Here is a 19,186-nt window from a genome sequence, read left to right as displayed (position 1 = left end):
ACGCTGGACGGACCATGGATTCGCGTTCGCACACCCCGGTCACCGCCGCCCTGCGGCTGTGCCTGCACGCCCTGCTGCTGGGGCTGCTGGTGCTCGGCGCGGCCCGCGCCCTGAGCGAACCGGTCGCGCACGCCCCGGCGGCCGTCGCCCTGACGGCGGCGATGGCCGCGGTGTACGCGGCGGGCGCCCTGGCCCCGTCCGTCCGGCCCCGGACCCGGGCCGCCGCGCTCTGGCTGGCCGCGCTGGGAGCGGTGTGGCTGGGCCTGCTCGTCCTGTCGCCGGACGCCCTGTGGCTGGCCTTCCCGCTCTACTTCCTCCAGCTCCATCTGCTGCCGACGCACTGGGGCCTGGCCGCCGTGACGGTCACCGCCGGGGCCGCGATCACCAGCTTCCTCCTGCACGGGCAGGAGATCAGCCCCGGCGCGTTCATCGGCCCGCTGCTCGGGGCCGCGGTCTCGGTCGCCACCGTGTTCGGGTACGACGCCCTGTTCCGGGAGAGCGAGCGGCGCCGCGAGCTGATCGAGGAACTGGTCTCCACCCGGGCCGAGCTGGCCGGGGCGGAACGTACCGCGGGCACGCTGGCCGAGCGGGAACGGCTGGCCCGGGAGATCCACGACACCCTCGCCCAGGGGCTGTCCAGCATCCAGCTGCTGCTGCGGGCCGCCGAGCGCTCGCTGCCGGCGGACGCGCCGGCCGCCGCGCATGTGCGCCGGGCCCGTGAGGCCGCGCAGGACAATCTGGCCGAGGCCCGCTCCTTCGTACGCGCGCTGACACCCCCGGACCTGGAGCACGGCTCGCTGGCCGCCGCCCTGGAGCGGCTGTGCGCCCGCACCACGTCGCCCGGTCTCACCGTGCACTTCGCGGTCAGCGGCACCCCGGTGGAGCTGCCCACCCCCTATGAGGTGGCGCTGCTGCGTACCGCGCAGTCGGCCCTGGCCAACGCGGTGCAGCACGCGCGTGCCGGGCGGGCGGAGGTCACCCTCAGCTTCATGGACACCTCGCTCTCGCTGGACGTCGTCGACGACGGCCGGGGCTTCGACCCCGCGTCCGGGCCGCCCGACGAGGCGGGGAGAAGCGGTTTCGGGCTGCCCGCGATGCGGTCGAGGGCGCGTTCGCTGGGCGGCACCCTGAGTGTGGAATCGGCTCCCGGGCAGGGCACGGCGGTAGCCGTCACGCTCCCCCTCCCGCAGGCCCGGCAGACCCCGACGGAGGCGAACACCGTATGAACGACCCCATCCGGCTGCTGCTCGCCGACGACCATCCGGTGGTACGGGCGGGGCTGCGCGCCGTCCTCGACACCGAGCCGGACTTCCGGGTCGTCGCGGAGGCCGCCACCGCCGAACGGGCCGTGGCCCTCGCCTCGGCGGGCGGCTTCGACGTCGTCCTGATGGATCTGCAGTTCGGCCCCGGGATGCACGGCGCCGAGGCCACCGCCGCGATCACCGCGGCGGCGGGCGCGCCCCGGGTGCTGATCCTCACCACGTACGACTCGGACGCCGACATCCTGGCCGCGGTCGAGGCGGGCGCCAGCGGCTATCTGCTCAAGGACGCGCCGCCGGAGGAACTGGCGGGCGCGGTCCGCACGGCGGCGGCCGGCCGCTCGGCGCTCGCCCCTGCGGTCGCCCACCGGCTGATGGACCGGATGCGCACCCCCGCGGAGGCGCTCACCAAGCGCGAGCTGGAGGTTCTGCAGCTGCTGGGCGAAGGGCTGTCCAACCAGCAGATCAGCAAGAAGCTGTTCCTCAGCCAGGCGACGGTGAAATCCCATCTGGTGCACATCTACGCCAAGCTGGGCGTCGACTCCCGTACCTCGGCGGTCGCGGCGGCGACGGCACGCCGGCTGATCCGCCGCTGACCCCCGGGTCCTTCGAGGCCGGTCCCCCACCGGCCCGCACCCGTGTTCAGCGGCGCGGCGGCTCCCCGAAGAGATCCACCGCGTTCCGTACGTCCCTCAGCCCGGCCGCCAGCGCGCTGACCGAGCCGATCGCCCCCGCGATCAGCAGCAGCGAGCGGCGCAGCCGGGGAATCTCCGGTGTGCCGCTGATCGCCATGGCGTCCAGCGCCGCCAGCTCGTCCTCGGCGATCCCCCGGTCCGGGAACTCCGCCGGGTGACCGGCCAGTTCGCGGCGGAGCCGGGAGACCGCCGTACGCAGCTCCGCGACTCTCGGGTCCTCACCGCTGCCGGTGACCCGCTTCTGCCCCACGCTTCGCAACAAAGCACTCCCCCTCGCACGTCTTTGTGCACGTGTATCGACCAGGCCCCGGACCGTGGTCAAGTGCCTGGGGTTGCCCGCAAGTTAACGCCATGAAAGGTGGCGTGCGCCACTCCGGGGACAGAATTCGGGGTTACCCCTGAGGGTGACATTCTTTTCGCCTGTGCGAACCCAGCGGTGGTATCCAGGGGCCATGGCTCCTACAGACGAGAACCCCGTGGTCGCCGGAGTGCTGCTCGCCGCCGGCGGCGGCCGCCGGCTCGGCGGCAGGCCGAAGGCGCTGCTCGGGCACCGCGGCCGTCCACTGGTCGAACACGCCCTGCGGACGCTGCGCGACGGCGGCTGCGGACCGCTGCACGTGGTGCTGGGCGCGGCGGCCGACGAGGTGCGGGCCCGTGCCTCGCTGGCGGGGTGCGCGGTGACCGTCAACACGGAGTGGGAGGAGGGCATGGGCTCCTCGCTCCGGGCCGGGCTGGCCTCCCTCGCGGGTACGGGCGCGGACGCCGCGCTCGTCCTCCTGGTGGATCAGCCGGGGATCGGCGCGCGGGCGGTGGCGCGGGTGCGTTCGGCGTACACGTCGCGGGCCGCTCTGGCGGCCGCCTCGTACGGCGGGGAGCGGGGTCATCCGGTGCTCCTCGGCGCGGACCGGTGGGCCGATGTCGCCGCGGCGGCGGTGGGCGACCGGGGCGCCCGCACCTATCTGCGGGCGCACCGCGATGCGATCACGCTCGTCGAGTGTTCCGATGTGGCTCAGGCGTACGACATCGACACCGCGGAGGATCTGGCGCGTCTGGAATGAACGGTCCGCAGGCGTCCTGGCACGGTGGGCCACCGGGGCGCGCTTGTGTCGACCCGGAGAATCTCGATATCAACAAACCATTGAACTTCCACCATGAGGAAACTACTATCCACTGGTCAGAAGCCCTCTGCACCTCGAACGGCGCCCACGGCCGCATCCCGGAGCCATGGCACGCCGTGCCGTTCCGGGCGCTCCGGCGGCCCCGGCACGCCGTCCGCACCACCCGCTGAAGGAGTGACAGCTCATGTCCGCACCAGCGCCGTCCCCGCTGGCCATCGTCGATGCCGAGCCCCTGCCCCGGCAGGAGGAGGTCCTGACCGACGCGGCCCTCGCGTTCGTGGCCGAGCTGCACCGGCAGTTCACGCCGCGCCGCGACGAGCTGCTCGCCCGGCGCGGCGAGCGCCGCGCCGAGATCGCCCGTACGTCCACCCTGGACTTCCTGCCGCAGACGGCGGCGATCCGCGCGGACGACTCCTGGAAGGTCGCACCGGCCCCGGCCGCGCTCGACGACCGCCGGGTGGAGATCACCGGTCCGACCGACCGCAAGATGACCATCAACGCCCTGAACTCGGGCGCCCGGGTCTGGCTCGCCGACTTCGAGGACGCGTCCGCCCCCACGTGGGAGAACGTGATCCTCGGCCAGCTGAATCTGATCGACGCCTACACCCGCGCCATCGACTTCACCGACCCGAGGTCGGGCAAGTCGTACGCCCTGAGGCCCGCCGACGAGCTGGCGACGGTCGTCACCCGGCCGCGCGGCTGGCATCTGAGCGAGCGCCACCTCCAGCTCGACGGAACCCCGGTGCCCGGTGCGCTGGTCGACTTCGGCCTCTACTTCTTCCACAACGCCCAGCGCCTCATCGACCTGGGCAAGGGACCGTACTTCTACCTCCCGAAGACGGAGTCGCACCTGGAGGCCCGCCTCTGGAACGACATCTTCGTCTTCGCCCAGGACTACGTCGGCATCCCGCGGGGAACGGTCCGCGCGACGGTCCTGATCGAGACGATCACGGCGGCGTACGAGATGGAGGAGATCCTCTACGAACTGCGCGACCACGCCTCCGGCCTGAACGCCGGCCGCTGGGACTACCTCTTCTCCATCGTCAAGAACTTCCGTGACGGCGGCGCCAAGTTCGTCCTCCCGGACCGCAACGCGGTGACGATGACGGCCCCGTTCATGCGGGCGTACACCGAACTCCTCGTCCGCACCTGCCACAAGCGCGGCGCGCACGCGATCGGCGGCATGGCCGCGTTCATCCCGTCCCGCCGCGACGCCGAGGTCAACAAGGTCGCCTTCGAGAAGGTCAAGGCCGACAAGGACCGCGAGGCGCACGACGGCTTCGACGGCTCCTGGGTCGCCCACCCCGACCTCGTCCCCATCGCCATGGCCTCCTTCGACGCCGTTCTGGGCGAGAAGCCGAACCAGAAGGACCGCCTGCGCGAGGACGTCTCCGTGGCGGCGGGCGACCTGATCGCCATCGACACCCTCGACGCCAGGCCCACGTACGACGGGCTGCGCAACGCCGTCGCGGTCGGCATCCGTTACATCGAGGCATGGCTGCGCGGCATGGGCGCGGTCGCCATCTTCAACCTGATGGAGGACGCGGCCACCGCCGAGATCTCGCGGTCGCAGATCTGGCAGTGGATCAACGCGGACGTGGTCTTCGAGAACGGCGAACACGCCACCGCGGAACTGGCACGCAGGGTCGCGGCCGAGGAACTGGCCGCGATCCGTGAGGAGACCGGCGAGGAGGCCTTCACCGCGGGCAGGTGGCAGCAGGCCCACGACCTCCTGCTCCAGGTCTCCCTGGACCAGGACTACGCGGACTTCCTCACCCTCCCCGCGTACGAGCAGCTGGACTGACCCGAGTCACCACAGCCGCACGGCTCCGCCCCCGGTACCGCACAGTGCCGGGGGCGGAGCCGTGCGGCAGCGAGAACGGACAGCATCTCACCCGACATTTAGTTAGGTTAGGCTAACCTCGCCATGATCACCGTGACGGAGGGGTTGTCGACGTGCGCACGGACGAGAACGGAACCAGGCGGATACGGCTCGCCGGGATCGCGGGCATCGCGGCCTCGATCGCCTGGCTCATCGGGGACATCCTGCTCCTGGGCGAGCCCGTGGCATCACCCGGGGACCATCTCGTTCTGAAGGGCTACGACGGAACGGCGGGCGACTCACTGGCGGCGATGCTGTCGGCGTCCTCGGCACAGCTGGCGTGGGGAGCGCTGCTCGGCGTACTGACCGGTCCGCTCTATCTGGTCGCGTGCTGGCATCTGTACCAGGGACTCCGGCCGGCGCCGCGGCTGCTCTCGTCGCCACCGATGGTGCTGCTGACCACGGGATTCGCCCTCGCCCCGTTCGTTCACGGCTCCTTCTACTACTGGGGGCAGGCGGCCAGGGCGGTCGACGCCTCCGGCGTACGGTCCGCCGCGCTGGACGCGTTGCCGGGCGACATGGCGGACGTGCTGTTCATTCCCTACGGCGTGCTGCTGTTCTGCTGGGTGCTGGGTTCCGCCTGGATGGCCGTATCCGTGTTCCGGGGCGCCACCGCGTTCCCCCGGTGGATGGGTGCCGTGAACCCGTTGGTCTGCATCCTCGCCGGAGGGCTCGTCGCCGCGCTGACGCCCGGCCCGGTGGGAACCGCGATCCAGGGCGCGCAGCTGAGCATCGGCAATCTGCTCTTCTTCTCGCTGTCGACCGCCGTCCTGTGGAACGCCCGCACCGGCGCCGGGGCGCACCTGCCCGTGCCGAGCACGGCCGCCGGAACCTCTGCCGGGACGGCTTGAGCGCCCCACACCCCCCCGCCGCCGGTCCGGGGCGCTCAGGCCGTCCCGGCCACCTCCGCCTTGGCCGCCGCGTCGTCCAGCGACTTGAGCACCGAGACGGGATCACCGTTGTCCAGCACGGCGCGGCCCACGTCCCTGCGTATCGCGCCCCGGACGTCGGGCCAGGACCGCATGCCCACCGGGGCGAAACGGGCCTGCGGCAACTGGTCGATGAAGGGCCACAGCGGGCGCTGGGCGGGCTGGTCGCGCACCGCGTCGGACGCCGTGTACGTCACCGGGAGCGCGGACTGGCTGCCGCCGTAGGCCGCCGCCGACTGTCCGCTGTACAGGAAGTCGAGGAACGCCCCGCACTCCTTGCGGTGGCCGTTGCGCTTGAACGCCATCAGCCAGTCGCTCAGTCCGATCGGCGCGGGAGTGCCGCCGTCCTTCGCGGGGAACGGGGCGTGCGCGTACGGGAGTCGGGCCTGGTCGGCCGCGCCCATCAGTACGGGGTGGGCGATCATCATCCCGATGTCGCCGCGGAGGAACTGCTCGTAGGCGTCGGTCCGGTTGAGCTTCGCCGGGGCCTCGCCCGCCAGCTTCCCGGCGACCAGCTCGTCACGCAGCCAGGTCAGCGCGTCGATGTTGGGCTGCGTCTCGAAGTCGTAGCCGACCAGGTCCGTGAAGCCGCCGCCCGCCGCGAGCATCCAGGAAAGGGCCTCGTCCTCGGCCGCCTCGGGCCCCAGCTGGAGCCCGTACGGCGTCTTCACCCCGATCGCCTTCAGCGCCTCGGCGGCGGCGCGCACTTCGTCCCACGACGCGGGGGCGTCGCCGACGCGCGCGCGGCGGAAGAGCTCCTTGTTGTAGAAGAGCCGGGGCGTGCTGGCCAGGAACGGGAACCCGTACAGCTCACGGTCGACGGTGCCCGCATCGGCGAAGGAGCGGATGAAGTCGGCCTGCGTCGAGATGTTGAAGAGCTCGCCCGCGGTGTAGAGCCGGTCGTCCTCACCGTAGGGGGCGAAGATGTTCGACTGAGCGATGTCGGGCTCGCGGCCCTCCTCGACCCGTCGGGCGAGTGTCTTGTCGATCTTGTTGAACGGAACCCGCTCCAGTTTGACCTTGATACTGGGGTGCTTCTTCCGGAAGGCGGCGATCAGTTTGTCCCACTGATCCCCGAGCGAGGCTCCCACGCTCTTGTCGTAGCTGGCCACGAGCACATCGAGCGTCGCGCCCGAACCGGCGGAGCCGCAGCCGGCCAGCCCGAGTCCGGCCGTGGCGCCGGCGAGGCCGGCCGTCTGGAGAAGAAACCGCCGCCGACGCACCGCTGTTGCCACCTTTTGCTCGTACCCGCACCGATTGAGTGACAGATTCTGCCACATAGGCACCTTCTGCCAATCGGGCGAGGGTTCCCTATGGGCATAACCTGCCTCGCATGCAAGGTGCTTCGTTGACAGAGCGGCGCAAGGCCGCCACCCGGTGGGACATCGCCCGTGCCGCGGCCACACTGTTCGTGGAGAACGGTCTGCGGGCCACCCGCGCCGAGGACATCGCGCGGGCCGCGGGTGTCGCGCCGCGCACCCTCTACCGCTACTGCGCGACCAAGGAGGAGGCCGTCGCCCCGCTGTTCGCCGTCGGAGCCCGGCAGTGGGTGGAAGCGGTGCGCGACGCCCCCCGCGCCCTGCCCCTGCCCGACGCGCTGCGGCACGCGGCGGCGCGGGCGCTGGCCGCGGCGCCCGGTGACACGGAGAACAAGGAGTCGCTGGAGTGGGTGCGTTCGCTGCTGAGGATGGCGGCGGACAGCCCGGCGCTCCGGTCGGTCTGGAACGACGCGTGCCGCGAATCGGAGTCCACGCTGGCCGCGGTGCTGGCGGCGCGGACCGGACCGCCCGCCGACGCGGGCGCGCTGGACATCCGGCTGGCGGCGGCCGTCGCCGGAGCCGCGGTGCGGGTCGCGGTGGAGACCTGGGCCGCGGGAGACGCCCCGGCGGAGGGAGCGGAGGGTCCTGCCGCGCTGGCGGAGCACTGTCTGACGTCCATGGCGGGTGGGTTGACCCGACGTCCATGACAGGTGGGCCGACCCGACGTCCGTGGCGGGCGTGTTGACCCGACGTCCCTGGCGCGGCCGGACCCACCGCGCCCCGTCTCAGGTCCAGACCGCGCCCAGTGCCACGAACCCGCAGATCAGCACGAAGAGGATCGCCAGCAACGGCCAGACGAACCGCAGGTACTTGTCGTAGCCCACCTTCGCCAGCGCCACCCCGCCGATGGTGACGGCCGTCGTCGGCACCCACAGGTTCATCCAGCCGCTCGCCGCCTGCCAGGCGGTCACGACGACCGCGCGCGAGACGCCCGCGAAGTCGGCGAGCGGGGCCAGGATCGGCATGGCGAGGGTGGCGTGGCCCGAGGTCGAGGGGATCAGGAAGGCGAGCGGCAGGTTGACGATGAAGACGAAGACCGCGAATACGGCCGAGGACGTGCCCGAGACCAGGCCCTCGATGGAGTGCAGCACGGTGTCGGTGATCTGCGAGTTGTTCATGATGACCGTGACACCGCGGGCCAGCACGATGACCAGCGCGGGCGAGATGAAGTCGGCCGCGCCCTGGATGATCGTCGCACTGAGTTTCTGTTCGCCGAAGCGGGCGACGACCCCGACCACCACGGCCGCGACCAGGAAGAGCGCCGCCAGTTCCGGGAAGGACCAGCCGAGTTCGAAGCCGTACGGAACGGCTTCGGCGTCACCCGTGATGGCGCTGGACCAGGGCACCACCGAGAAGATCATGAAGGTGAAGACCAGGGCGACCAGCACCAGGATGGCCTTGTGCAGGCCGGTCAGGTCCGGGGGCTCACCCGCGTCCGCCGCCGTGTGGTCACGGTCGCCGGGCAGGAAGCCGGAGAGCGAACGGCCGGGGTTCCCGCGGACCCGTGTCGCGTACCGGATGACGTAGGCGATGGTCACGGCGGTCAGCACGACCCACATGACCGCGCGCAGCACGATGCCGTCGCCGAGCGAGATGTCGGCCGCGGACGAGGCGACCCCGGTCGCGAACGGATTGACCGTGGAGCACAGCACTCCGATGCCCGCACCGAGGATGATCGTGCCGGTGGCCACCATCCGGTCGTAGCCCAGGGCCAGCATCAGCGGCACGATCAGGCCGTAGAAGCCGAGGGTCTCCTCCGCGAATCCCTCCACGGTGCCCAGCAGCGAGAAGACCAGCATCACGCCCGCGATGAGGAGCGCTCCCCGGTCGCGGAGCCGGTGGGCGAGGCGGCCGATGCCCCGGTCCAGGGCGCCGGTGGCGAAGACCACCGTGATGAACGCGCCGATCGCGATCACGAACAGGAACACGCCCGCGCTGCCGTACAGCTCACCGGCCAGGTCCGGCCCGACCTGGCCGGTCTTCTCGTCCTGGACGCCGTAGAGGCCGTTGACCGGCGAGAGGAAGAGATCGTTGAGGCGGTCGACGAAGCTCTGTCCGGAGTCGACCCGGTGGTACGTGCCCTGGACCGGCGAGCCGTCCTCGTCACGGTCGTAGGCGCCGGAGGGGATCAGGAAGGCCAGTGCCCAGACCGCCAGTGTGACGACGGCGAGAATGGTCAGGGCACTGGGGAAGATGAACTTCTTCTTCGCCGGGGGTTTCTCCTCCGGGGCGGCCCGGGTGTCCGCGTCGCTCATGCGGCGCCCCCGCCGCCGCCGTGCGAGGCGGCGAACTCCCGCAGGAAGGCGGCCTCGGCGATCACCGCCGAGCGCAGTTCGGAGAACAGCACCCGCTCATTGGGCGCGTGGAGGTTGCACATGCTGTCCTGGGCGCCGAAGAGCAGCACCTCGGCGCCGGGGACCGCCCTGGACAGCCCGTTGACCAGGGGGATCGAGCCCCCGCTCGCGACGAACGCGGGCTCCGCGCCCCAGCCCTCGCGCAGGGCGGTGAGCGCGGCGCGGTAGGCGGGGCCGCCGGTCGCGGGCTCGAATCCGGGGCCCGTGTCGCCGGGGGTGACGGTGAGCGGAATTCCGAACGGGCGCAGTGACTCCAGATGGGTGACGAGCAGGCCCCGCGCCTCCCGGGGATCCTGCTCGGGATGGAAGCGGAGGTTGAGCTTGGCGCGGGCGTAGGGGACGACCGCGGATGCCGCGTGGTCGACGCTCGGGGCGTCGATACCGATCACGGTGATCGCCGGCCCGCTCCAGAGCCGTTCGCCGAGGCTGCCGGAGCCGATGAGCGGAATGCCGTCCTGGACCCCCGCGAGGCTCCGGAACTCCTCCTCCGTGTACGTGGTGCCCTTCCACTCCTCGCGGCGCAGCCCCTCGACCGCGACATCGCCGTGCACATCGTGGAGGGTGGCGAGGGCCTTGAGCAGAACGAGCAAGGCGTCCGGGGCCGCTCCCCCGAATTCGCCGCTGTGGCGCGGTTCGGCGAGCGTGCGGACCTCGACGACGACTTCGGCCGCCCCTCGCAGGCCCGTGGTGAGGGTGGGACTGCCGGGGCGGAGGTTGCCCATGTCGGCGATGACCATGGCGTCGCAGGCGAACCGGTCGGGATCGGTGGGCGGGTAGTCGTCGAAGGCGCTGCCGTACTCCTCCTGCCCCTCGATGACGATCTTCAGCCCGACCGGCGGCCTGCCCCCGTACGCCCTCAGCACGCCCAGATGGACCAGGAGATTGGACTTGTCGTCGGCGATGCCCCGGGCCCGCAGTCCGCCCTCGACGGCGGTGGGCTCGAAGGGCGGTGACAGCCACAGGCTCTCGTCGCCGGCCGGCTGCACGTCGTAGTGGCCGTAGAGCAGCACGGTGGGGGCGTCCGGGGACGGCGGGGGGATCTCGGCGACGATGATCGGCGCGGTGTCGGGCAGGTCCAGCCGTTCGACGCGCTCGACGCCCGCGCCGCGCAGCAGGTCCACGAGAAGGTCGTGGGCCTGCCGCACGGGCTCGGGCGGGAAGCCGGGGAAGGCCACCGACGGAATCGCCGTCAGCCGTTCCAGATCCGAGACGAGTCCGTCCATCAGCGCGTCGACCCTGGAGCTCAGGTCCATCGTCCAACCCCTGTTCCTCGTCGTGCTCAGTTCTGAGGGTTCCGGGATCAATGGACCATATGGGGCGGCTCCCCGCACGCCTGAGAAGCGGTCAGTCCCCGAGGACGACGGTGCGCCGGGCGGAGAAGTCGCCCCACTTGCCGTCCGGAAGCTTGGCGCGCAGCTTCAGCGAGTACCGGGTGCCCGGCGGATCGGCGAGCGTCAGCCGGTAGGTGGCACGGCCCCGGGGCGGGGTGCCGCCCCAGACGATGGTGGTGGTCATCCTCCCGTTGAGATACAGCTCGTACGCGGGGATCTCGCCGCCCGTCCGGGGCTGGTCCCAGGACAGGTCGACGACGAACTCCTTCCCCTCGGCGGAGGTGGTGGTGCGAAGACCGGTGGGGGCGGTGCTCGCGGGGGCGCCGGGGGCGGAGTCGGTGGTGAGGTCGAAGGCGTTGCTGTCCGGCGAGGACTTGTCGGAGGCGTCCCGGGCCCGGACGGTGAAGGTGTAGACGGTGCCGGGGTGCAGCCCGGTGAGCCGGGCGGTGGTGGCGGCGCCCGGAACGCTGTGGATCCGGGAGTCCTCCTGGTAGATGTCGTACGAGGTGACGCCGACGTCGTCCGTGGAGCCGCCCCAGGTCAGGGTGGCGGCACGGCCGCCGTCGGCGGTGCCGCGCAGCTTCACCGGGGCGGTGGGCGCCCGGTCGTCCTCGGGCGGGGCGGCCTGGGTGGTGACGGGTACGGCGGGGCTCGGCTTCGAGAGGTTCCCGGCGGCGTCCCGGGCCCGGACGGTGAAGGTGTAGGCGGTGGAGGCGGTCAGCCCGTCGATGTCGATCATCCGCTTGGCCGCCGGGACGGACTTCACCTTCCTGCCCTCGCGGTAGATCTCGTAGCCGGTGATCGCCTTGTTGTCGGAGGCGGGCTCCCACATGACGTGCACCGATGTGGAGCTGCTGGCCTGGGCGGTCACGCCGTGGGGGGTGGTCGGACTCTGTGTGTCCGCTTCGGCGGAACCGCCGCACGCGGTGAGCGTGGCGAGGAGCAGGGCGGCGGAGCAGGCCAACGCGGCAGGTGCGTGGGGGCGTTGCACGGTCTTGCCTTCCATCCGGACAGCAATGGTCCAGACCTGTATGCCATGGTGCGGGGGTCGCCGACAAGGGGGCGGAGAGGAACGTTCCGCAATGTGCCGGTGTGCACCCGGCAGGGGGGACCGGCCGGCCGGCGATGAGTTTTCCGGACCCGGACGGTCAGAACTGTATGAACCCACACAGCGCACCCGCCCCTGCCCTCGATCTGGAACCGGCCGCCCGGCAGATGGCCGCGCTGCTCGGCTCCGTCGACGACCACCGGCTGACCGCCCCCACCCCCTGCCCGGACCACTCCGTGCGGGAACTGCTCGCCCATGTGGTCGGGCTGACGACGGCCTTCCGTGACGCGGCACGCAAGGATCTCGGACCGGCGTCGGACGTCTCCCCCGGTTCGGTGCCCCTGGTGCTCGGCGACGACTGGCGCGAGGTCCTGCCCCCGCTGCTCGACGAGTTGGTGGCGGCGTGGCGGGCACCCGCCGCCCGGGAGGGCATGACCCGGGCAGGCGGGGTGGATCTGCCCGCCCCGGTGGCGGCGGCGGTCGCGCTCAACGAGCTGGTCGTCCACGGCTGGGACCTGGCCCGGTCGACCGGGCAGCCGTACCGGGCCGACGAGGCGGATCTCCGCTCCTGCGAGGCGCTGCTGGCGCCTGCCGAGGACCGCGCGGGCGACGGCGCGGTCTTCGGCCCGCCGGTCCCCGTCCCGGCCGGCGCCCCGCTCGTGGACCGGGTCATCGCCCTCAGCGGCCGTCGCCCGGACTGGCGGCCGGCGGACTGACGTCAGCCGGCGCTCGCGGCTCCCCCGCCCAGCGCCCGCGCCGCCGCACGGGCCCGCACACGCGCCCGCTCATCGACGAGGACGGCGGTGCCGAGCACACCGGACACCTCCAGCCTCAGGTCCTGCCCGGCCAGCCGGACGAGCCGGCCACGGACGTCCTCGGTCCCCGCCTCCGGGCCGAGGGCGACCAGGGCCTCCAGCGCCTCGACCGGGGCGGTGCCGGACTCCGCCGCGTCCAGCAGCAGCCCGGCCGCCCTGCCCGCGTCGAGCCGGCCGGGGGCGAGGGCGAGCAGGGCGAGCACCGCACCCGGCGCCTGCGCCGGATCCGTCAGCAGCGCCTCCAGCGCGGGGACGAGCGGCCCGTCTTCAGGGACCGTGCCGAGTCCGGCGGCGACCCTCGTCGCCTGGACGAACGCCCAGCGGGTCCAGGTCATTTCGGTGTCGGAGAGCACCCCGGTCAGCACCGGAACGGCTTCCGCCGGGTCGCCGGTGATGCGGTGCAGGGCCGCGGCGATCTCGATGTCCGCCTGCATCTCGGGGATGTTGCGGTGCGCGTCGGGGGCGTTGAACGCGGCCCGCAGCGCGGGCACGAGCCCCGCCGCGGCCGGTCCCAGCTCCGCGGCGGCGGCCGCCGCCTCGCGTATCCCGTTGCGGTCGTCCGCCAGCCGGGCGGCGACGGTGGCCAGCAGCAAAGTGTCGTCCCCGGTCAGGGCGTACAGGGCCCGCGCGGCCTCGAAGCGGTCCTCCGCCGGACCGGACCGGGCCGCCGTCCGCAGCACTTCGCCCACAGCTCCCCGCTGTCCGGGCGGGCAGACCGCGGCCAGCACCTTGGGCACCAGCTGCGGGAACCGGGGCAGCGCGGCGCACAGTTCGGGCACGGCGTCGGCCGCGTCGGCACCCCAGGACTCCAGCAGGGCCGTCAGCCGGAACGGGCTGTTGCCGCCGGGTCGCAGTGTGGTGAGCCACTGCCGGAGCGCCGCGAGCAGTCCGGAGTCGTACGGCAGGACCGGTGCGGCCTCGAAGTGCCCGCCGCACGCCGCGTCGAGGGCGCGCGGACGCTCCGCCGGATTCCGGGCGAGGAGCGGCGCGGCCCGCTCCGGAGCCACGGCGACCAGCACTGCGAGCGCGCCGTCGGCCGCGTCCCCCTCCCCCTCCGCGAGCCGGGCCAGCGTGTCGGCCGCCGGTGCGGCGAGTGCGCCGAGCAGCTTCAGGGCCTGCTGTGCGGACGGGACGTCCGCGCCACGGGGGCCGGTGGCCAGGGCGAGCAGGGGTGCGGCCAGCCGCTGTGGCGCGCTGCGGGAGAGCTGACAGGCGGACTCGGCCGCCCGCACCGCTTCCTCGCACGCCTCGGGCGAATCGCTGCTCAGCGCGGCGTCGAGCAGGGTGAACGCCGCGTCGCGGTCCTCGTCGGTGTCGCGGAGCAGCAGGGCGTCGGTGACATGGAGCAGGGGTTCACCGTGGTACTGGACGACCCGGCCGGTCATGAGGCCCTCGGCCGGGAGCAGCGACAGCATCGCCCCGTGGTGGCTCCGGCCCCAGGGCAGCCCGGTGTCCACACAGGCCAGCAGTGCCGTGATCCGCAACTCCGCCGGCTGGTCCGGGCCGATCGCCTCCGTCGCCGCGGACGCCGTGCCCGCCGGATCCAGCTGCGCCAGGGCCGACAGCAGTTCGGCGCGCACGAGCGGGACCTTCTCGACGGCGGCCCGCTCGCGGAGCACCGGCAGCACCCGCCCGGCCGCCCCGGTCATCGCGGCCGCCCAGACGGCGCACTGCCGCACTTCGGCGTCGTCGGAGCCGACCGAGTCGAGCAGCAGGGGCAGTTGGCCGACGACGGCTCGACGGCACGCGGCCTCGTCGCTCTCCCCCGGTCCGTCGCCCTCCCCCGCCTCCGCGCTCGCGGCCGCCCCGTCGTTCCGGCCGTCGCCGTCGCCGTCGAATTCCGTACCGCCCTCCGCGATTCCGCCGAGCAGGGCCAGCAGGTCGGCCGTACGTATTCCCATGGCGGCCAGCCGGGCCAGGAACGGCACCGCCTGCGCGGACGCCTCGTACACCGAGCCCTGGTGGAGGATGCTCGCGTAGAGATCACCGAGCGCTTCGTCCGCCGCCTCCTCGTCGTCCCCGGCGAGCGCCCGCAGGCAGTCCGGCACATCGGCGGCGCTGCCGTAGGCGTGTTCGTAGCCGGCCCAGGGCCGTGCGTCGAGATCGGCGAAGAACTGTGCGAGATCCATGGCCCGATCATGGCAGCGGGGACTGACAACGCCGCCGGGCGCATGGCCCGGCGGCGTGGAGGACGAGCGGCGGGGTCAGCTGGTGAAGAACTCGGTGATCTGCTGCGCGACCTGATCGGCCCGGGTCTCGTGCATCCGGTGGCCGCCGGGGACCGTGATCAGCCGGCAGTCGGGGATCAGGGACGCCATGTCGGGCAGGCGGTCCTGCGGCATGCCGCTCTCCGGGCCGCCCGAGATGAGCAGCGTCGGCGCGACGATCTCGCCGAGACCCTCCGCCCACCGCGGGTCGGGGTCGGCCAGCTGGGCCCGGACGGCGGGCACGGCGTTCTCGTCGTAGTCCACGGGCCCCTCGGGCCGCCCCGCCGGTCCCGGTTCCCCGGGCCATGGCGCGGGGGTCTCCACCAGGACGAGCCGCTCCACCCGGTCCGAGTGCTCCTCGGCCAGCAACTGGGCGACGACTCCGCCCATGCCGTGACCGGCCAGGCCGACCCGGTCGAGCTCCAGTTCGTCCAGGAAGCCGAGCACATCGTCCCGCATCAGGTCCAGGCCGTACTCGTCCGGCCAGTCGCTCTCCCCGTGCCCGCGCAGGTCGAGGGCGAACACCCGCCACTCCTCGCCGAGCAGGCTCCCGGCCGCCTCCCAGTTCGCGGCGGAGCCGCCGAGACCGTGCAGCAGGACGACCGGGGAACCGTACTGGTCGCCCCAGGCCCGGTACGCCAGCCGCACATCGCCGACATCCACAACAGACTGATCTTCCATACCCCTGACGCTACAGGCCGGGCAGCCCTCCGGTTCCCGGCCCCGTCCCCGTCCCGTCCGGCGGCCGGCCCGACGGTCCCTGGGGTACGGAGGACGGGGTCCGAGCCGGCGGGTGTACGGCGACAGGTGCGCGTCGATGTGGCCGAACCCGGCCGGGGCGGGCGCGCGGCGCACCCGGTGGACGATCCGCGTGCGCCGGTTCAAACAGCGTACGACCTGTGCTTTCGTCCGCTCCCGCGCTGTCGCGCCCACCCCGTGCCCCCGGGGCGAGCCGTTCCGTTGAGGAGGCGGAGGCGCACGCTTGGGTGCGCCCCGGAGCGTCAGGATGAGTACAGACATGCTGAAGAAGATGCTGCTGAGCGCCATGGTCCTGGGCGCGGGTCTCGGGCTGGCCGCGGGCCCGTCCGCCCAGGCCGTCACGGCCCCCGCGGCGGCCGTCCGGGCCGCGGCGCCCGTGCAGTCGCCGCCGCAGGTCTGCACGGTCAACGACAACGGGGTCAACTTCCGCGGCGGTCCGGGCACGGGCTACGCGGTGCTCGGGACCGTGAACCGGGGGCAGAACATCGAAGCCCGTGGCCAGGAGGGCAGCTGGGTCATGGGTGACCTGTGGGGCGGACCGACCGGCGTCTGGATCCACGTGGCCTACCTCAACTGCTGAGCGTAGCCATCCACCGGCCCCGCACCGCGCGTCCCCCGCGCGACGCGGGGCCGTTCCGTATCCGGATTCGCGGCGGGACCACCGCCCTCAACTCACTTGCGCCGAAGGGGTGTACGGCACACCTACCACTCTGATAGTAAAGCTTCCTAACAGAACTCCGGCACGGCGAACTCCCCTGGAGGACAGGTGCACAACCCCCAACACGGCACCGCACGTCGCACCACCCGGCTCACCCGCCCCGTCGGCATCGCCGCCGTGACGCTCGGGCTGGCTCTCACGGCGATCCCCATCGCCGCCCACGCCGGCGACGCCCCCTCCCGCCCTTCGGCCGACCGGCCCGCGCGGGCCGCCCAGCCGCTCAGGGCCGCCGCGAGCGGGCTGGACGATCCGGCGAAGAAGGAGATCGCCATGCAGCTGGTCTCCAGCGCGGAGAACTCCTCGCTGGACTGGAAGTCGCAGTACAAGTACATCGAGGACATCGACGACGACCGCGGCTACACGGCGGGCATCATCGGCTTCTGCTCCGGCACCGGTGACATGCTCGACCTGGTCGAGCTGTACACCGACCGCAAGCCGGGCAACGTCCTGGCGAAGTACCTGCCCGCGCTGCGCGAGGTCGACGGCACCCCCTCGCACGAGGGCCTCGACCCGAACTTCACCAAGGACTGGGTGAAGGCCGCGTCCGACTCGGCGTTCAAGCAGGCGCAGAACGACGAGCGCGACCGGGTCTACTTCAACCCGGCGGTCAAGCAGGGCAAGGCCGACGGTCTCGGCACGCTCGGCCAGTTCACCTACTACGACGCCATCGTGATGCACGGCGACGGCGGCGACAGCACCAGCTTCAGCTCCATCCGCAAGCGCGCGCTGGCCAAGGCCAAGCCGCCGTCGCAGGGCGGCAACGAGACGACGTACCTCAACGCCTTCCTCGACGCCCGTGTCTGGGCGATGGAGCAGGAGGAGGCCCACTCGGACACCAGCCGGGTCGACACCGCCCAGCGGGTGTTCCTGAAGAAGGGGAACCTCAACCTCGACCCGCCGCTCGACTGGAAGGTGTACGGGGACAGCTTCCATATCGGCTGACCTGACCACTGCACCACCCGCACCACCCCGCACAACCACCGCACCACCCCGCACCGCAGCGGCCCCGACGGGAACCCGCCCGTCAACACCTGTGGCGCGTACGAGCGGCCCCCGCAGGGACCGCCGTACGCGCCACGGCGCCATGGGGGCCGCTCAGTGGACGCCCGCCCCGGCCGCGGCGGGGACCACATGCTCCCCGTTCGCGGTCTCCTCCTCCATCCCCTCGGGTGCGCGCCCCAGGTGGTTGAAGGCCAGGTTGAGCAGGATCGCCACGACACAGCCGGTGGAGATGCCCGAGTCCAGGACGACGAGCAGGTCCTCGGGGAACGCGTGGTAGAACTGCGGCGCGGCGATGGGTATCAGGCCGATCCCCACGGCGGCGGCCACTATCAGCGCGTTCTCGCCCTTCTCCAGTGCGGCGGTGGCCAGCGTCTGGATGCCGCTCGCCGCGACCGAACCGAACAACACGATGCCCGCACCGCCGAGCACCGGCAGGGGTACCAGTGCGATGACGGACGCGGCCACCGGGACCAGACCGAGCACGATCAGGATGCCGCCGCCCGCGGCGACGACGAACCGGCTGCGGACCCCGGTCATCGCGACCAGCCCGATGTTCTGGGCGAAGGCACTGCACATGAAGCCGTTGAACAGCGGGCTGATGGCACTGCCCAGGGTGTCGGCCCGCAGCCCGCCCTCGATGGTCCGTGCGTCCGCCGGGCGCCCGACGATCTTGCCGAGGGCCAGCATGTCCGCGGTGGACTCGGTCATGCAGACCAGCATGACGATGCACATGGAGATGATCGCCGCGAGCTCGAACTGCGGGCCGCCGAAGTGGAACGGCGTCGGGAAGCCCACCAGTCCGGCGTCCTGGACGGCGCCGAAGTCGGTGATGCCGACGGGTATCGCGATCAGCGTCCCGATGACCAGGCCGAGCAGGATCGCGATCTGCTGGAGGAAGCCGCGCAGGATCTTGCGCAGGGCCAGCACGATCACGAGGGTGCCGGCGGCCATGATGATGTTGGTCATCGAGCCGTAGTCGTCGGCCGCGGCGTTTCCGCCCTGGGACCAGTTGAAGGCCACCGGGAGCAGCGAGACGCCGATCAGGGTGATCACGGTGCCGGTGACGACCGGCGGGAAGAAGCGCACCAGCTTCCCGAAGTACGGGGCGAGGACGAATCCGAGAAGGCTGGCGACGATGATCGCGCCGAAGATCACGGCGATCCCGTCGTGCCCGCGGTCCTTGCCGATCGCGACCATCGGGGTCACTCCGGCGAAGGAGACCCCGTTGACGAACGGCAGCCGGGCGCCGATGCGCCAGAAGCCGAGGGTCTGCAGCAGGGTGGCGATGCCCGCGGTGAACAGGCTCGCCCCCATCAGGAAGGCGGTCTCCTTGGCGGTGAGACCCACGGCGGGCCCCACGATCATGGGCGGGGCCACCACTCCGGCGTACATGGCGGCCACGTGCTGGAGCCCGCTGGTGAACATCTTCAGTGGGGGGAGTGTTTCGTCGACCGGGTGCTTACGGTCGGTTCCTGCGACTGCGTCGTTGCGAAACCTGGGCTTAGCGGCCACGGCGGTTCCTCCGGTCGGGTGCACGTCGTCGGCGACGTGGGTGTCAGGGAGGTGGAGCGAAGTGGTGCGGTGGTGCGGCTCTCGGCAGGTTGTGCGGTACCACTGCTGTGGCTGTGCGGCCTTCAACAGGAGCTGGGATTCCAGCAGTTGATGGTCGGTCACTGAGGGTGCGGGTGCCCATGGGTATGCGGTGGGGGTGCGCCGCGCGGTCTCGCGGGCAGCGTTCTTCACCGGTCCG

At 72.3% G+C, this 19,186-nt stretch carries 17 protein-coding genes; 9 read left to right on the top strand and 8 right to left on the bottom strand.

The window, feature by feature from the left end:
- Positions 1-14: 14 nt before the first annotated feature.
- Together OHA98_RS12635 and OHA98_RS12630 are read left to right on the top strand one after the other, a co-directional pair.
- A complete protein-coding gene (locus OHA98_RS12635; protein ID WP_266925268.1) occupies positions 15-1,226 on the top strand; it encodes a sensor histidine kinase in 1,212 nt (403 codons plus the stop codon).
- Entirely contained in the window at positions 1,223-1,855 is a 633-nt protein-coding gene (locus tag OHA98_RS12630; RefSeq protein WP_266925267.1) for a response regulator transcription factor, read from the top strand. Before OHA98_RS12635 ends, OHA98_RS12630 begins: the two co-directional genes overlap by 4 nt.
- A 46-nt stretch (positions 1,856-1,901) precedes the next feature.
- On the opposite strand, the gene OHA98_RS12625 is transcribed toward OHA98_RS12630, so the two are convergent.
- Positions 1,902-2,204, bottom strand: a complete 303-nt coding sequence (locus tag OHA98_RS12625; RefSeq protein ID WP_266925265.1) for a DUF5955 family protein — start codon at positions 2,202-2,204, stop codon at positions 1,902-1,904.
- 202 nt (positions 2,205-2,406) lie between these two features.
- Between OHA98_RS12625 and OHA98_RS12620 the strand changes: the two genes are divergently transcribed.
- The 3 genes from OHA98_RS12620 (at position 2,407) to OHA98_RS12610 (ending at position 5,805) form a co-directional block, all read left to right on the top strand.
- Positions 2,407-3,012 (top strand): NTP transferase domain-containing protein, encoded by a 606-nt coding sequence (locus tag OHA98_RS12620; RefSeq protein WP_266925263.1) that lies wholly within the window; start codon positions 2,407-2,409, stop codon positions 3,010-3,012.
- Positions 3,013-3,256: 244 nt separating this feature from the next.
- A complete protein-coding gene (gene aceB, locus OHA98_RS12615) occupies positions 3,257-4,876 on the top strand; it encodes a malate synthase A (protein WP_266925261.1) in 1,620 nt (539 codons plus the stop codon).
- 152 nt (positions 4,877-5,028) lie between these two features.
- A complete protein-coding gene (locus tag OHA98_RS12610) occupies positions 5,029-5,805 on the top strand; it encodes a DUF6796 family protein (protein ID WP_266925259.1) in 777 nt (258 codons plus the stop codon).
- A 35-nt stretch (positions 5,806-5,840) separates the two neighbouring features.
- Here OHA98_RS12610 and OHA98_RS12605 read toward each other — a convergent pair whose 3' ends face one another.
- Complete coding sequence (locus OHA98_RS12605) at positions 5,841-7,106, bottom strand: extracellular solute-binding protein (RefSeq protein WP_266925257.1); 1,266 nt, start codon at positions 7,104-7,106, stop codon at positions 5,841-5,843.
- A 110-nt stretch (positions 7,107-7,216) separates the two neighbouring features.
- Between OHA98_RS12605 and OHA98_RS12600 the strand changes: the two genes are divergently transcribed.
- Positions 7,217-7,849 carry a TetR/AcrR family transcriptional regulator gene (locus tag OHA98_RS12600; protein WP_266925255.1) on the top strand — a complete coding sequence of 211 codons (633 nt, stop codon included), beginning with the start codon at positions 7,217-7,219 and terminating at the stop codon, positions 7,847-7,849.
- Positions 7,850-7,927: 78 nt separating this feature from the next.
- On the opposite strand, the gene OHA98_RS12595 is transcribed toward OHA98_RS12600, so the two are convergent.
- The 3 genes from OHA98_RS12595 to OHA98_RS12585 all read right to left on the bottom strand — a co-directional run bounded on the left by OHA98_RS12595 (position 7,928) and on the right by OHA98_RS12585 (position 11,893).
- The gene (locus OHA98_RS12595; RefSeq protein ID WP_266925253.1) at positions 7,928-9,457 is read right to left on the bottom strand and encodes a YfcC family protein; all 1,530 of its coding nucleotides are present in this window, start codon (positions 9,455-9,457) and stop codon (positions 7,928-7,930) included.
- Positions 9,454-10,809, bottom strand: a complete 1,356-nt coding sequence (locus OHA98_RS12590; RefSeq protein ID WP_266925251.1) for a M20/M25/M40 family metallo-hydrolase — start codon at positions 10,807-10,809, stop codon at positions 9,454-9,456. Before OHA98_RS12590 ends, OHA98_RS12595 begins: the two co-directional genes overlap by 4 nt.
- 91 nt (positions 10,810-10,900) lie before the next feature.
- The gene (locus tag OHA98_RS12585; protein ID WP_266925249.1) at positions 10,901-11,893 is read right to left on the bottom strand and encodes a fibronectin type III domain-containing protein; all 993 of its coding nucleotides are present in this window, start codon (positions 11,891-11,893) and stop codon (positions 10,901-10,903) included.
- 152 nt (positions 11,894-12,045) lie between these two features.
- Here OHA98_RS12585 and OHA98_RS12580 point away from each other — a divergent pair, with 152 nt between their 5' ends.
- Positions 12,046-12,651: a TIGR03086 family metal-binding protein gene (locus OHA98_RS12580; protein WP_266925247.1), complete on the top strand. Its 606-nt coding sequence runs from the start codon at positions 12,046-12,048 to the stop codon at positions 12,649-12,651.
- A 2-nt stretch (positions 12,652-12,653) separates the two neighbouring features.
- Here the strand turns inward: OHA98_RS12580 and OHA98_RS12575 are convergent, their stop codons facing one another.
- Together OHA98_RS12575 and OHA98_RS12570 are read right to left on the bottom strand one after the other, a co-directional pair.
- On the bottom strand, positions 12,654-14,879 hold the full coding sequence (locus tag OHA98_RS12575) for a hypothetical protein (protein WP_266925245.1): 2,226 nt from the start codon (positions 14,877-14,879) through the stop codon (positions 12,654-12,656).
- 75 nt (positions 14,880-14,954) lie between these two features.
- A complete protein-coding gene (locus tag OHA98_RS12570) occupies positions 14,955-15,638 on the bottom strand; it encodes an alpha/beta fold hydrolase (RefSeq protein ID WP_266925243.1) in 684 nt (227 codons plus the stop codon).
- 325 nt (positions 15,639-15,963) lie between these two features.
- On the opposite strand from OHA98_RS12570, the gene OHA98_RS12565 reads away from it, so the two are divergent.
- Together OHA98_RS12565 and OHA98_RS12560 are read left to right on the top strand one after the other, a co-directional pair.
- Positions 15,964-16,296 carry an SH3 domain-containing protein gene (locus tag OHA98_RS12565; RefSeq protein WP_266925241.1) on the top strand — a complete coding sequence of 111 codons (333 nt, stop codon included), beginning with the start codon at positions 15,964-15,966 and terminating at the stop codon, positions 16,294-16,296.
- Between the two features lie 186 nt (positions 16,297-16,482).
- Positions 16,483-17,376 (top strand): chitosanase, encoded by an 894-nt coding sequence (locus OHA98_RS12560; protein ID WP_266925239.1) that lies wholly within the window; start codon positions 16,483-16,485, stop codon positions 17,374-17,376.
- 153 nt (positions 17,377-17,529) lie between these two features.
- Here the strand turns inward: OHA98_RS12560 and OHA98_RS12555 are convergent, their stop codons facing one another.
- On the bottom strand, positions 17,530-18,948 hold the full coding sequence (locus tag OHA98_RS12555) for a nucleobase:cation symporter-2 family protein (protein WP_266925237.1): 1,419 nt from the start codon (positions 18,946-18,948) through the stop codon (positions 17,530-17,532).
- Positions 18,949-19,186 lie beyond the last annotated feature (238 nt).

The organism is Streptomyces sp. NBC_00654, assembly GCF_026341775.1.
In the GTDB taxonomy this organism is placed as follows: domain Bacteria; phylum Actinomycetota; class Actinomycetes; order Streptomycetales; family Streptomycetaceae; genus Streptomyces.
Note: the sequence above shows the minus strand (reverse complement) of the source record. Positions and strands in the feature narration are given on the sequence as shown.

What these genes read in the sequence shown, in the direction of transcription:
- OHA98_RS12635 (WP_266925268.1), top strand. Translation starts at nt 15, where the DNA reads ATGGATTCGCGTTCGCACACCCCGGTCACCGCCGCCCTGCGGCTGTGC.
- OHA98_RS12630 (WP_266925267.1), top strand. Translation starts at nt 1,223, where the DNA reads ATGAACGACCCCATCCGGCTGCTGCTCGCCGACGACCATCCGGTGGTA.
- OHA98_RS12620 (WP_266925263.1), top strand. Translation starts at nt 2,407, where the DNA reads ATGGCTCCTACAGACGAGAACCCCGTGGTCGCCGGAGTGCTGCTCGCC.
- aceB (WP_266925261.1), top strand. Translation starts at nt 3,257, where the DNA reads ATGTCCGCACCAGCGCCGTCCCCGCTGGCCATCGTCGATGCCGAGCCC.
- OHA98_RS12600 (WP_266925255.1), top strand. Translation starts at nt 7,217, where the DNA reads ATGCAAGGTGCTTCGTTGACAGAGCGGCGCAAGGCCGCCACCCGGTGG.
- OHA98_RS12595 (WP_266925253.1), bottom strand. Translation starts at nt 9,457, where the DNA reads ATGAGCGACGCGGACACCCGGGCCGCCCCGGAGGAGAAACCCCCGGCG.
- OHA98_RS12590 (WP_266925251.1), bottom strand. Translation starts at nt 10,809, where the DNA reads ATGGACCTGAGCTCCAGGGTCGACGCGCTGATGGACGGACTCGTCTCG.
- OHA98_RS12585 (WP_266925249.1), bottom strand. Translation starts at nt 11,893, where the DNA reads ATGGAAGGCAAGACCGTGCAACGCCCCCACGCACCTGCCGCGTTGGCC.
- OHA98_RS12580 (WP_266925247.1), top strand. Translation starts at nt 12,046, where the DNA reads ATGAACCCACACAGCGCACCCGCCCCTGCCCTCGATCTGGAACCGGCC.
- OHA98_RS12575 (WP_266925245.1), bottom strand. Translation starts at nt 14,879, where the DNA reads ATGGATCTCGCACAGTTCTTCGCCGATCTCGACGCACGGCCCTGGGCC.
- OHA98_RS12570 (WP_266925243.1), bottom strand. Translation starts at nt 15,638, where the DNA reads ATGGAAGATCAGTCTGTTGTGGATGTCGGCGATGTGCGGCTGGCGTAC.
- OHA98_RS12565 (WP_266925241.1), top strand. Translation starts at nt 15,964, where the DNA reads ATGAGTACAGACATGCTGAAGAAGATGCTGCTGAGCGCCATGGTCCTG.